The 13,981-nt window shown below is 56.0% G+C and carries 8 protein-coding genes; all 8 read left to right on the top strand.

What is annotated here, in order from left to right:
• Positions 1-10: 10 nt before the first annotated feature.
• Positions 11-9,091, top strand: a complete 9,081-nt coding sequence (locus WMO31_RS02275) for a helicase-like domain-containing protein (protein ID WP_438871047.1) — start codon at positions 11-13, stop codon at positions 9,089-9,091.
• Between the two features lie 120 nt (positions 9,092-9,211).
• Positions 9,212-9,835: a class I SAM-dependent methyltransferase gene (locus WMO31_RS02270; protein WP_257352654.1), complete on the top strand. Its 624-nt coding sequence runs from the start codon at positions 9,212-9,214 to the stop codon at positions 9,833-9,835.
• 140 nt (positions 9,836-9,975) lie between these two features.
• Complete coding sequence (locus WMO31_RS02265) at positions 9,976-10,947, top strand: toprim domain-containing protein (protein ID WP_257353371.1); 972 nt, start codon at positions 9,976-9,978, stop codon at positions 10,945-10,947.
• Positions 10,944-11,135 carry a DpnD/PcfM family protein gene (locus WMO31_RS02260; RefSeq protein ID WP_257352656.1) on the top strand — a complete coding sequence of 64 codons (192 nt, stop codon included), beginning with the start codon at positions 10,944-10,946 and terminating at the stop codon, positions 11,133-11,135. The genes WMO31_RS02265 and WMO31_RS02260 overlap by 4 nt, the downstream gene beginning before the upstream one ends.
• A 141-nt stretch (positions 11,136-11,276) precedes the next feature.
• Positions 11,277-11,390, top strand: a complete 114-nt coding sequence (locus WMO31_RS02255; RefSeq protein ID WP_257352657.1) for a DUF3789 domain-containing protein — start codon at positions 11,277-11,279, stop codon at positions 11,388-11,390.
• Positions 11,387-11,716 carry a plasmid mobilization protein gene (locus WMO31_RS02250; protein WP_257352658.1) on the top strand — a complete coding sequence of 110 codons (330 nt, stop codon included), beginning with the start codon at positions 11,387-11,389 and terminating at the stop codon, positions 11,714-11,716. The genes WMO31_RS02255 and WMO31_RS02250 overlap by 4 nt, the downstream gene beginning before the upstream one ends.
• A gap of 4 nt (positions 11,717-11,720) precedes the next feature.
• Complete coding sequence (locus WMO31_RS02245) at positions 11,721-13,157, top strand: relaxase/mobilization nuclease domain-containing protein (RefSeq protein WP_257352660.1); 1,437 nt, start codon at positions 11,721-11,723, stop codon at positions 13,155-13,157.
• Positions 13,158-13,163: 6 nt separating this feature from the next.
• On the top strand, positions 13,164-13,976 hold the full coding sequence (locus WMO31_RS02240; RefSeq protein WP_257352661.1) for a PcfB family protein: 813 nt from the start codon (positions 13,164-13,166) through the stop codon (positions 13,974-13,976).
• Positions 13,977-13,981: the final 5 nt, after the last annotated feature.

Raw genomic sequence — 13,981 nt, 5'->3', positions numbered from 1 at the left:
GGTGCAACCGATGGCGATACGATACAAAGCATTGACGGAGCTATACCAGGAAGCCCAGCGCAGCGTGACAGCTCCAGGGGCATGGCAGAGGTTTCTTGTCTCAGCCTGCCGCAACTACCGCCTGCCTTTTGACGAGCAGCTTCTGGTTCACGCCCAGCGCCCGGACGCCACCGCCGTCCTGGAGATCGAGCGATGGAATAAACGGTTTGGGCGCTGGGTAAACCGGGGTGCGAATGGCATTGCTGTGTTTGACAGCAGGCATACAGACAGGCCCCGGCTGAAATACTACTTTGACATTTCCGACACCCATGAGGGCAACTTCCCCCAGCCCGTCCCTCTTTGGGCTGTGAGGCCGGAATATGAACCGGAAATCATCGAAACGCTGGAGAACAGCTTTGGGGAGCTGGAGCATAAAGAGGATTTAGGCGCGGCCCTGCTCTCTGCGGCAAAAAACGCGGTGGAGGACAACATTCAGGACTACCTCTCCGAGCTGAAAACCATTACGGAAGGCAGTTTTCTGGAAGAACTGGACGATCTGAACCTGGAGGTTCTATACCGCAAGGCCCTGGAAAACAGCATTGGATATATGCTCATGGTTCGCTGCGGCCTTGACCCTGCCGGAGCCTTTGAGGATGAGGATTTCCGGGATGTGCTGAATTTTAACACGCCGGAAACCCTCAACGCCCTGGGCGTGGCCACCGGCGACATCTCCCAGATGTGCCTTTCCGAGATTTCCCGCACCGTCCTTGCCCTGCAAAGACAGCCCCAAAAAGAAAATCGCACATTTGCAGGCCAGCCGCAAATCCAGTATGCTGTAACTGAACAGAGAAACCAGCCGTCAGAAAGGAGTTTTGAGAATGAACGGGATCACATACACGAGGCAGGGCGACTACAACCTGCCCAACCTTCTGCCCCCGCAGGAGGGGCCGGTTCCCCATGGGAAATACGCATTGCTTCGGAAGAAGTTTCTGAAAGAACACCGCAGGATCGCCTACACCAACCTGCTGACCAGCGGGCAACTCTCCAGCCACCTGTCGGAGATCGAGCAGACGGCCCTCTCCAGGCTGGAGCAGATGGTGACACAGATGGCCAAAGCCGAGGGCGTGACGGAGGAACTGAAAGAGCGCGACCCGATGAAGTGGGTGGGGCTGATGAACAACCTTCAGAACGCAGCGGAGGAGATCATACTGAAAGAGCTGATTTACAGCTAATTTCCGAAGCGGACAGCCCAGAGCTGCCCGCTTTTTTGGATGAAAGGCAGATCATGGCCGTTATCGCCAATAAGGACGACGGCCTCAAGTATAAGAAACAGCAGATCGAGCTTTTCTTCTCTGTCCACCCGGATACGCAGGAACGGGCCGATTATCTGAAAACAGCCTACCAGGACAGGTACACCGAAATCATGGCGGACGGCCAGCGTCTGGGATATAAGCCGCAGGAGGACGGGCTGCTCATGTGGGAAGGCTCTTATCCATCCCGCACCAAAGAAGCCGTGTTTTCCTGGGGGTTGGTGGCGGAATGGACGGCCCAGCTCATCAATAAAAAAGAATATTTCATCCAGACGGACATCCCAAGGCTCCCCACCCAGGAGGGCCAGCAGATGTCCCTTTTTGATTTTGGAGCTTTCAACCAGCCGCAGCCGGAGGGCGGAAACCAGATTTCCCTCTTTTCTCATGCGCTGCCCCAGCAGGTGATCGACGAGGCGCTTTGTATCGGCTCCAACCATGAAAACAGCCGCCTAATCGTCTGCGCCTATTTCAAAAAGGATAAGCCGGACAATGCCCGTTTCCTCGCAGAACACTATGGGGAAAACGGCGCGGGCTTCTATCTGGATGGGCGCAAGTATGCCGTCTGGTACAATGCCGAAGGAATCCGCATAGCCGAGGGCGAGAGCGCCCAGGGTTCCAGCGCCACGCTCATCCCCTGGGAACAGGCGGCAGCCCGTATCCGGGAATTGCTGGAGCTGGGGCGGTATATGCCCCAGAGCGAGCTTGACCTGGTAGACGATTATGAGCGCCGGGAACTGGCCGCACAGCTTTGGTATCTGCGGCAGGATTTTGAACAAGTTACCGCAGACGTTGGTTTTCTTCCTACTGTGAACAGTATTTACAACACGCACAAGGGCTTTCCTGATGAAAGCGCCGCCATCCAGGAACTGTTAAGACAGCCGGAAGCGTTGCAGACCCTGCGGGATGAGTTAAAGAGCTTTGTAAAGGTATATGAACTCGACAGGGAGCTTTTGCGTTTCCAGTTCCACCGCCCTCAAAAGCTGCTGGAGCAGCTTACAGATTTACAGCGGGAACCGCTGCACTTTACCGCCGCTGAAAGCTATGACCCTCAGCGGCGTTTGTATATCTCCATGGATGAGATCGACAGCCTTCTGCGCGGAGGAAAACGCAGCACCGACTACCGGCTGGCCGTGTATTCCTTTTACCGCAACCACACAGACCGCAGGGAGCGCGAGGATTTCTTAAAGCACTATCATGGGGAATACAGCGGGTATCATGGCGGAAATGACAACGTGACCTACCAATCCGGCAAGGGCGTCCATTTCAGCCACGGCAGTATCACAGAGCCTTACGCCAAGGTGGAGCTGAAATGGAACGCGGTGGAAAAGCGCGTCAGCGCCATGATCGGCCAGGGCCGGTTCTTATCCGAGGAAGACCGGGCCGCCATGCCGCAGTATGAGAAACACCAGCTTGCCCGGAACATCCGCACTTTCTTTGAGAACGTACCCCAGGAGCAGCCTCACCCCTATCCGTTTGGCTTTGACTATTGGGACGCGGTGAAGCTCATCGAGCCGCAGTTTGACGACCCGGCCCGCGTGGAGGAAATCTACCAGATGATGGTGCCGGTGTGGGAAGCCACCCCGCAGGACGACCGGATGTATGAATGGCGGAAAACAGGCTTTGAAAACCTCACCGCCTTCCGGCAGGGCACGTTTACCCTCTTTGCAGAACACAAGGAACCTGCGGCCCCCGCCATGCCCCCGTCCAAAGCCTATGACCTGGGCTATGGCTACCTGGGGAACGGCCTCACCGTCTGGAACCGTCTGGAGGAAGAACATGGGGACTACAAAACCGTGGCCCATATCGCCCCCGACCGCACCGTGCAGTTTTATGACGAGGAAATGCCTCAAACGGTGCGGGATCAGATTCAGCGGATTGCCGACACCTCGGAAATGACCATCTCCGCCACCCAGGACGCGCCGGTGTTCGCTGTGCCGCCCAAAGTGCAGGAACCACCTAAAAAAGAAGAAGCCGCAGACCCCTATTCCAAGCTGGCAGCCCAGGTGCTGCATTTTATTGGCGAGTTTGACGGCTCCCGGCTGGGCTATGGGGATACCGACGCGCAGGCAGTAGAAACCATTGCAGGACAGCTCCATGACCCGGCCCGGCGCGGGGAAATCCGAAGGCTTTTGCAATCCTTCCTCGACCATGCCGACCCGGAGGAAGAAATCGCGGCGGCCATCACCCTTTGTATGGAGGAAATCGAGGGGCTTCCCCCGGCGCTCACCCCGGAACAGGCCCAACGGGAAGAAATTGCGGGGTATCTGGAAGAAGCCGGGTTTGTGGCTTCCGAAGAATTGATCGCAGACGGCATTGCCGAATACCAAGCCCACGGAGGCGAAGGAAGCAGCCGGGAAATTGCAGGTTTTATTGAACGCGAGCTTTTGGCAGAAGAACCGGCTGCGGAAACCATACCATCCGGCCATGAAGATAAATACCGCTTACTCAGCCGTCTGAAAGCCGACTGCGATTACTTTCTGGGCGCTGGCAAACGGGCGGAGAAGCACCTTTGGTCTGGATATGTAAGAACGCATCTCGATAAAATGCGGAAATTATATGCTTCTCTCCCTGAAAAACCGGAATGGCTTGCCCCGGAGGATATAGGACGCTATGACCGTTTGATGTCCCCGCCTTATCAAGTAGTCGTGTATCATAACGAGGAGAAAGGGTTTGTAGACAAGCAGAGGTATCAAACGCTTGCAGAAGCGGAACAGGCTGCACAGAAGTATGTGGACGGCGTTATGGAGGGGGAAAGTGACTTTGCCTACGAGGGCGCTGCCGTCTATGATATTCATGAAAACAGATGGCTGTGCGTTTTCAGGAACTTCCCCAATCAATATGCAATCGAGCAAGCTGCACAGGCTCTCTCCTCAGAGGAACAGGCAGAATTACAACCCCTAAAAGAAAGATTTCTTCCGCAGTTGCCCAAGCGCCCCCACCGTGAGCGCATAACCTTTACCCCTTTACACCCGGAAATCCCCAGGGAACAGCGCCATGATTTTCACATCACCGACGACGCCCTGGGGCATGGCACACCCGGTGAGAAGTATGCGGCTAACGCAGCCGCCATCCGTACCCTAAAGCAGATCGAAGCCGAGGAACGGCTGGCCACCCCGGAAGAACAGGAAATCCTATCCCGCTATGTAGGCTGGGGCGGCCTTGCCGACTGCTTTGAAGAAACCAGCCCCCACTACCAGGAGCTGAAAAGCCTTTTAGACGAGGACGATTATGCGGCGGCAAGGGCCAGCTCCCTCACCGCCTTTTATACCCCGCCCGTTGTCATCCGGGGAATCTATAAAGCCCTCTCCCAGATGGGCTTCCAGCAGGGCAACATCCTGGAACCGTCCTGCGGCACCGGCAACTTTTTGGGGCTACTCCCGGCAGATATGGCGGGCTGCAAAGCCTACGGCGTGGAGCTGGACAGTATCAGCGGCAGAATCGCCCAGCAGCTTTACCAGAATGCCAGCATTTCCGTGAACGGCTTTGAAAAGGTGCAAATGCCGGACAGCTTCTTTGACGCGGCGGTGGGCAACGTCCCCTTTGGGGATTTCAAGGTGGTAGATAAGCGGTACGATAAGCACCACTGGCTCATCCACGACTATTTCTTTGGGAAGGCGCTGGACAAGGTGCGGCCCGGAGGGGTGATTGCTTTTATTACCAGCAAGGGCACCATGGACAAGGAAAACCCTGCCGTCCGCAAATATCTGGCCCAGCGCGCCGACCTCATCGGGGCCATCCGCCTGCCGGACAACACCTTTAAGCAAAACGCAGGAACGGAAGTCACCAGCGACATCCTCTTTCTGCAAAAGCGTGGCCATATCACCGATCTGGAGCCGGACTGGGTGCATTTGGATACGGATGAAAACGGAATCCGCATGAACCGCTATTTTGTGCAGCACCCGGAGATGATTTTAGGCGACATGGTGATGGAATCCGGCCGGTTTGGCCCGGACAGCGCCTGCAAAGCCCGCGAGGGTGAGGATTTATCCGAGCAGCTTGCCAGCGCCGTCCAGTTTTTACAGGCGGAGATCAAGCCCTACGAGCTGGAGGAACTGGACGAGGAGGAAGACCGCTCCATCCCCGCCGATCCGAATGTAAAGAACTTTAGTTATACCATTGCAGATGGACAGGTGTACTACCGGGAAAACAGCCGTATGCACCCAGTGGAGGTGTCTGTCACAGCAGAAAACCGAATCCGGGGCATGATCGGGCTGCGGGAATGTGTGCGCCGGCTCATCGACTACCAGACCGAGGGCTACCCGGACGCAGACATTAAGGCCGAGCAGGAAAAGCTCAATGCCCTGTATGATAGCTTCACAAAAAAATACGGCCTCATCAGCAGCCGGGGCAATAAGCTGGCCTTTTCGGAGGACTCCAGCTATTGCCTTTTGTGTTCCCTGGAGGTGCTGGACGAAGAAGGCAACCTAAAAAGAAAAGCGGATATGTTCACCAAACGCACCATCCGGCCCCATGTGGCTGTGACCAGCGTGGACACCGCCAGCGAGGCCCTGGCTGTTTCGATTGCAGAAAAAGCCCGTGTAGATTTGGGCTATATGGCCCAGCTTTCCGGCAAATCCCCAGAGGAGCTGGAGGCCGAGCTTTCCGGCGTGATCTTCCGCAACATCGAAGGCCCGGAAAACCCGGACGGGCTGCGGGGAGCTTCCCTCAGCCTGCAAGCCTTTTCCCCCGTGACGGCGGACGAATACCTTTCGGGGAATGTACGCCGCAAGCTGCGGATGGCAAAAGCCTTTCTGGAGGCGGCCCCGGACAGCCAAAAACCAGCCGCCCGCAAACAGGTGGAGGCTTTGGAGGCCGTCCAGCCCCAGGATCTGGGCGCTGGGGAGATCGGCGTGCGCATTGGCGCGAACTGGGTGCCTATCGACGTGTACCAGCAGTTCATGTGGGAGTTACTCACCCCTTATGGGCAGGCCAGAAGCCGTATTAAAATCCTGCGTTCCGAAGCCACCGGCCAATGGACGATTACCGAAAAAAACTTTGACCGGGCCAATGTCAAGGCCAACACCACCTACGGCACAAAGCGGATGAGCGCCTACCTCATCCTGGAGCAGACCCTGAACCAGAAGGATGTGCGGGTTTTTGATTATGTGGAGGATGAAAACGGAAATAAAAAGGCTGTCCTCAACAAGAAGGAAACCGCCATCGCCCAGGACAGGCAGGAGCTGATCAAGCAGAAGTTTTCCGAATGGGTTTGGAAAGACATCGACCGCAGGGAACGGCTGTGCGCCATCTACAACGAAACATTCAATTCCAGCCGTCCCCGTGAATACGATGGCCAGCATATCCGTTTCGAGGGCATGAACCCGGAAATTACCCTGCGGCCCCATCAGATCAATGCCATTGCCCATGTTATGTACGGCGGGAATACCCTGCTGGCCCACGAGGTGGGCGCGGGCAAAACCTTTGAAATGGTGGCCGCCGCCATGGAGATGAAACGGCTGGGGCTTTGTACCAAGTCACTTGTGGTGGTGCCAAACCACCTCACGGAACAATGGGCGGCGGAATGGCTCCAGCTCTATCCCAGCGCCAATATTCTGGTTGCCACGAAAAAAGACTTTGAAACCCAAAACCGCAAGAAGTTTTGCAGCCGTATTGCCACCGGCGACTATGACGCTGTTATCATCGGCCACAGCCAGTTTGAGAAAATCCCTATGAGCGCCGAGCGCCAGCGGGCCATTTTGGAGCGTCAGATTGAAGAAATCCTGGAAGGGATTGAACAGGCCAAGTCTCAGAAAGCGGAACGCTACACCGTCAAGCAGATGGAGCGCACCCGGAAATCCTTAGAGGCAAAGCTGGAAAAACTCAACGACCAGAGCCGCAAGGACGATGTGGTGACGTTTGAGCAGTTGGGGGTTGACCGCCTGTTTGTGGATGAGAGCCATTATTTTAAGAACCTCTTTTTAATGACGAAAATGCGCAACGTGGGCGGGATCGCCCAGACCGAAGCGCAGAAAAGCTCCGACCTCTTTATGAAATGCCGCTACCTGGATGAAATCACCGGAGGGCGCGGCGTCATTTTTGCTACCGGCACCCCCATCTCAAACAGTATGGTGGAGCTTTACACCATCCAGCGGTATTTGCAGTATGGGCTGTTACAGGAAATGGGCCTCATCCATTTTGACGATTGGGCCAGCGACTTTGGAGAAACCATCACCGCCATCGAGTTGTCCCCGGAGGGCACCGGCTATCGGGCCAAGACCCGGTTTGCCAAATTTTTCAATCTGCCGGAGCTGATGGCCGCTTTCAAACAGGTGGCCGACATCCAGACGGCGGATATGCTCCATCTTCCCGTGCCAAAGGCCAACTTCCACACCGAGGTCATCAAGCCTTCCGAGCTTCAGCAGGAGATGGTGAAAGGGCTGGCGGAACGGGCGGAAAAAATCAGGGGCGGAGGTGTTGACCCCCATGTGGACAATATGCTGCGCATTACCAACGATGGGCGCAAGCTGGCCCTGGATATGCGTCTTATCAATCCGCTGGCTGCCGACGACCCAAACGGCAAGGTGGCCGTCTGCTCCCGGAACGTCTACAAAATCTGGGAAAAGACCAAAGAACAGCGTTCCACCCAGCTTGTGTTCTGCGACCTGTCCACGCCCACCAAAGACGGCTCTTTCAACGTATATGACGATCTGAAAAAGAAGCTCATGGATCAGGGTATCCCGGAGGATGAAATTGCCTTTATCCATGACGCGGATTCCGAGGCGAAGAAGAAGCTGCTGTTTGGCCGGGTGAACGAGGGCCAGGTGCGGGTGCTGATCGGAAGCACCCAGAAGATGGGGGCCGGAACCAACGTACAGAAAAAACTCATCGCCCTGCATGACCTGGACTGTCCCTGGCGGCCTTCCGACCTTCAGCAGCGGCTGGGCCGTATTGTGCGCCAGGGCAACGATAACGAGGAGGTGGAGATTTACCGGTATGTAACCGAGGGCACCTTTGACGCTTACCTTTACCAGCTCGTGGAGAACAAGCAGAAATTCATTGCCCAGATCATGACCAGCAAAACCCCTGTCCGGGTGGCGGACGATGTGGACGAAACGGCTCTCAGCTATTCCGAGATTAAGGCGCTGGCAACCGGCAATCCCCTTATTATTGAGAAATGCAATTTGGATATGGAGGTGGCAAAGCTCAATATGCTCAAGGCCAGCTATCTCAATCAGCGGTATTCCCTGGAGGAGTTAGTGCTGCGCGAGTATCCGGCAGACATCGCCCGGATTACGGAACGGATTGCGGGCTATGAGAAAGACGTGGCGCTGGCAACCGCCCATCCGAAAAGCCAAGAGGGCTTCTGCGGCATGGTGATCGAGGGCAAGCCGTATGCTGAAAAAGAGGACGCCGGCAGGGCTATCCTGGACGTTTGCAGCAAAATGACCGGTTCCGACGCGGTTCTGCTGGGGGAATACCGGGGCTTTTCCATGGTGCTGGCCTATGATGGTATCAGCAACGAGTACCGCATTACCCTGAAAGGCACCCTCTCCCATACGGTGGCGCTGGGTGCGGATGTGTTCGGCAATATCACCCGTCTGGACAATACCCTGGAAAACCTTCCGGGGAGCTTGCAGGCAGAGAAAAACAGTCTGGAGGAAACCAAAGGCCAGCTTGAAAACGCCCGCGCCGAGCTGGACACGCCCTTTGCCCGCGAGGAGGAGCTGGCGGAGAAAACCGCCCGATTGAAAGAACTGAACATCCTGCTGAAAGTGGATGAGAAAGACAAGACGCTCATCGACAGCGTTCCCGACGAGGGCGAGGAAGCCCCGCAGAGGAAGGTGATGGGATTGGAGCGTTAATTCCCCTGTGCCGATTGGAGCAATCCAGTCGGCTTTTTACATATCAAGATGGACTTTTCTACAAAATGATGTATAATAAAAAAGGTTAGCTATAACTAATTTGTTTCGGAGGTGAGGGAAATGGGGCTGATTAAAAAATATTTCAGTAATACCCGGAAGCCGGACGGGATGTTTGGGAAGATGATGGTAAGCGGCATGAATAAAGCCCATGCGGAAGTGTCCGACTGGGGAATGGAGCATATATTTTCCATGCACCCCAAGACGATCATAGAATTGGGCTGCGGCGGCGGACGCAATGCAGCCCGGCTTCTCAGCAGTTTTCCAGAGGCAACATTGGCTGCATTGGATTATTCCGAGGTAGCCATAGAAAAAACAAAACAGATTAACCGAAAGGAAATCCAAAATAAGAGGTGCCACGTGTTGCAGGGGGATGTCGCTGCCCTGCCTTTTGCAGAAAACAGCTTTGATCTGGCCGCCGCATTTGAAACCGTCTATTTTTGGCCGGGGCCTACGGAAAGTTTTCGGGAAGTCTGGCGGGTCTTAAAGCCTGGCAGCCTGTTTTTGATTGTAAACGAATCCGATGGTACGAATAAAAACGATGAAAAATGGATGGACATTATCGACGGCTTACGGATTTTTGATAAAACACAGCTATCCACTTTTTTGAAAGACGCCGGATTTTCAAAAGTTACCATTGACCATGACGAGACAAAGCACCGGCTTTGTATCATGGCGGTGAAATAAAAAAATTTATGATTTTACGGGGCCGATTGGAGCAATCCAGTCGGCCTTTTCCATATCCGAAGAATACAGCCCCCTTTACATAGCCGGTTGCCCCACGCGGGCAGCTAATTTATGGCTATGGGAAGGGGGCTGTATTTTTTATGCCTTTTTACAACCAGGAGGAGATCGAAAAAGCGCGGGAGGTGGACTTGTTCACCTATCTGCAAGCCTGCGAACCCCAGGAGCTTGTCCATGTTTCCGGAAACGTCTACTGCACCAGAGAACACGACAGCCTGCGCATTTCCAATGGCAAATGGTGCTGGTTCTCCCGTGGGATCGGCGGTTTCAGCGCGCTGGACTACCTCATCAAAGTCAAGGGCTGCTCCTTTATGGAGGCGATGGAATCCATCGTGGGCAGGGCCGCCATCCCGCCGCCGTCCCTTGCGCCCATTCCAAGGGAAGAAACGCCGAAGCACCTGCTTTTGCCGCCGCCTGCCCCAGACAACCGGGCCATGCTCCAGTATCTTGCAGGCCGTGGGATTTCCATGGAGGTGCTGGACTTCTGCGTCCAGACCGGGCGGATTTACGAGAGCCGGAACAGGGGCCATGGAAATGTGGTCTTTGTAGGCTTTGACAAAACCGGCAAGGCGCGGTTCGGCTGCCTGCGCGGGATTGGCGAGGGCCGGTTCCACGGGGATTTAAGCGGCAGCGACAAGCACTATTCCTTTGCCCTGCCCGCCTGCGGGGAGAACCCGGCTGTCCATCTGTGCGAGTGCGCCATTGATGTCATGTCCTACGCCAGCCTTTGCAGGCTGAATGGAATCGACTGGAAACAGCACAACCTGCTGTCCCTGGCTGGAATCTACCAGCCGAAGAAAAGGATTGCAGAGAGCAAGCTGCCCGTGGCCCTCACCCGTTTTTTAGAGGATCACCCCCATGTAAAAACCGTCTATCTCCATCTGGATAACGACGGCCCCGGCAGGATGGCCGCTGAAGCCATCCAGACGGTGCTGCCCAGGGAATACGAGGTCAGGGACTGCCCGCCGCCCAGGGGAAAGGATGTGAACGACTACCTGTGCCACCGGCTGGGGCTTCCCATCCGGGGTGCGAAAGAAAAGGAGCGAGAACGATGAACGAGTATGACATTGCAATTCGAGAGACGCTGGAAATGACGGTCACAGTGGAGGCCGAGAACCGCGAGGAGGCCCGCCGGATGGTGGAAGAGCGATGGAAAAACGGCGAATATATCCTGGACGCGGACAGCTTCAAGGACGTGGAATTTTACCCCAGAGGCCGCAGCCGCGACCGGGGCGAGCGATGAATTGTTTTTTCGGACGTTTGGGATTCCCCTGCGGGGAATGGAACGTGTATGTACCAGCAAGCATCGCCTTTGTGATACCACAAAGGCAGCTTGTTAGGGGGAACGCCCCCTAATACCCCTTTATCAGAACGGAGGTTTTCTATGGAAGGATTGTTTTTTGCCATTGGTTTTCTGCTGGGCGGCGTGTTCGGCGTGCTGGTCATGTGCCTGCTTCAAATCAACCGCTTAGGCAGGAAGGAGGATTCGGAGGAATGAGAAAACGCAACGTACACGTCCAGTTTTGGCTGGACAAAAAAGAGGCGGAAGCCTTGAACAAAAAGGTGAAGCGCAGCGGGCTTTCCCGCGAGGTGTACCTGCGCCACCTGATAAACGGCCTGGTTCCCCAGGACGCGCCGCCCCCGGCATACTTTGATTTTATGCGGGAGCTGCACGGCATTGGAAACAACTTAAACCAGATCGCCCAGAAAGCCCATGTGCTGGGCGTCATAGACGAGCGCCGCTATGAGGAAGAAACACGGAAGTTTGACCAGCTCATCCGGGACATCACCAGGGCGGTGATTTTGCCAAAGCCCATGGAGTAAAGCAATGGCTACCACATCCATCTGGCGGGTGAACGGCTGGTTGGGCAAGGTTCTCATCTATATCGAAAACCCGGATAAGACCGAAAACCCCGCCGCCTACGAGAAACAGGGCATGGACGGCAAGGAGGCCCAGGGCCTCTCCGATGTAATCGAATATGCCATCCAGCAGAAGAAAACGGGAAAGATTGCGGTGGACGATGAGGATGTGCCCGTCATGCAGCGGTTTGTGTCCGGGGTGAATTGCAGCCCCACCACCGCCCGCGATGAGATGATTGCCGTCAAAAAGCGGTTCGGCAAGGAGGAAGGCACCGTAGCCTACCACGGCTACCAGAGCTTTGCCCCCGGCGAGGCCACCCCGGAAATGGCCCACGAGATCGGGCTGAAGCTGGCAAAGGCATTGTGGGGCGAGAAATACCAGGTACTGGTTGCCACCCATTTAGACAAAGCCCACCACCTGCACAACCATTTTGTGGTGAACACAGTTTCGTTTCTCGATGGGATCAAATACCACCGCACGGAAAAGGATTACTTCGACATGCAGAGGGAATCCGACCGATTGTGCCGGGAGTATGGGCTTTCTGTCATTGAAAACCCTCAGCGGGGAAAATCCAAACACTACGGGGAATGGCGGGCCGAGCAGGAGGGCCGCCCCACCTATCTCTCCCTCATCAAAGCCGATGTAGACGCTGCCATCCGCCAGTCGATGACGGAGAGGCAGTTTTTTTACCGCCTGCGGCAGATGGGCTACGAAGTCAAGGTGGGAAAAGACATCACAGTGCGCCCTTACGACCGGCCCCATGGCAGGAAGCTGGCGCGCAATTTAGGCGAGGACTACGCTCTGGAGAACATCCGCAAACGGATTCTGGCCCAGCGCCGCCCCCAGAGGGTGGAAACGCCGGAGCCGAGGCGGTGCAGGCTTTTGGGGGACTTAAAGCAGGCCAGGAAGGTCACGGGCTTTCGCGCCCTCTACTTCCACTACTGCTACCTGCTGGGGGTATTCCCTAAAAAGCAGAACCGGCAGCGGGGCCATGTGCCCCACGCGCTGCGGGAGGACTTGATCCGGGCGCAGGAATTGACGGACGAGGCGAGGCTGCTTTCCCGCCACCGCATTGACACCCTGGAGCAGCTCAACGCCTATCAATCCGAGGTAAAATCCCAGCTTGCCAGCCTAACCGAACAGCGGAAAAGGCTGTACCGGAAGCTGCGCACCAAGGCGGCGCTTGCCGACCCTGCCCGGCAGGAACAAATCCGGGCGGAGATCGCTGCACTCTCCGGCCAGCTTAAAGACCTGCGCCGGGAGGTGAAGCTGTGTGAGGACATTGCGGCGCGCTCCCTCTCCCTCAAAGAGAAGATACGGGCTGCCCGCGAGGAACAACAGGCTGGAAAAACAGAGAAAACCCGCCAGGAACAAGGCCGGAGGAAACGGCTGGAAAGGAGATGATCGGTTATGAATCACGCAGGCGACGCGGCGGAGCAGGTGGTGCGCATGAGCCTTGAGGGCGCGGAGGTTGCCCTTAAGATCACCGGCGTTGCCGCTAAAAATCTGGCCGCAGCCCTTTATACCATTTTGAAAGACCAGAAGAAAACAAAAGGCAAGGCCCGCATTGAGGCTATGCTGCGGGAAAAGCGGCCCTTAAAGGTTTACACCCTCAAAAAAGAGGATTGCCCGGAGTTTGCCAGGCAGGCCAAGGGCTACGGCATTTTGTACGCCCCCATCCCGGTGAGGAAGGGGGACGATACCATCGACATCCTGGTGTTCGAGGACGACGCGGCGAGAGCCAACCGGATCGTGGATAAGTTCAACCTCACGGTGGTGGATACGGCGTCCATCAAGGAGGACATCGAAAAATCCCGCGAGGAGCGCGGCGGCGAGCCGCAGGCCCCGGAAAAAGCCGCCCCGGAAAAGAGCGAGGACGACAGGCTCTTAGACGAACTGATGGAAAAACCTGCCCAAAAAGAGAAAAGCCAGCCGGAGAACCCCTCTGCGGAGAACAGCGTCCCTTTTACCCCAGCGGAGGAAAAATCCCATCCGTCCGCGCCTATCTCAGAGAACAGCAGCAAGTCCGCAAGGGGTACTTCTGATGAGCCGCAGAAGCCGTCTGTCCGTCAGGAGCTTCGTGACATCCAGGCCCAGCGGAAGAAAGAGGCGGAGGCTGCAAAGAGGGAGGAACCGGCTGCACCCCAAAAGAAGGCGGCCCAGAAAACCACGCGGCACCAGCCGCCCAAGCCCAAAAAGAAACCAAAATCGAAAGAGAGGTAATCGGT

It is taken from the genome of Ruminococcoides intestinale (genome assembly GCF_040095935.1).
In the GTDB taxonomy this organism is placed as follows: Bacteria; Bacillota; Clostridia; order Oscillospirales; family Acutalibacteraceae; genus Ruminococcoides; species Ruminococcoides intestinale.
The sequence above is the reverse complement of the archived record's forward strand: the minus strand, read 5'-3'. Positions and strand labels throughout refer to the sequence as shown.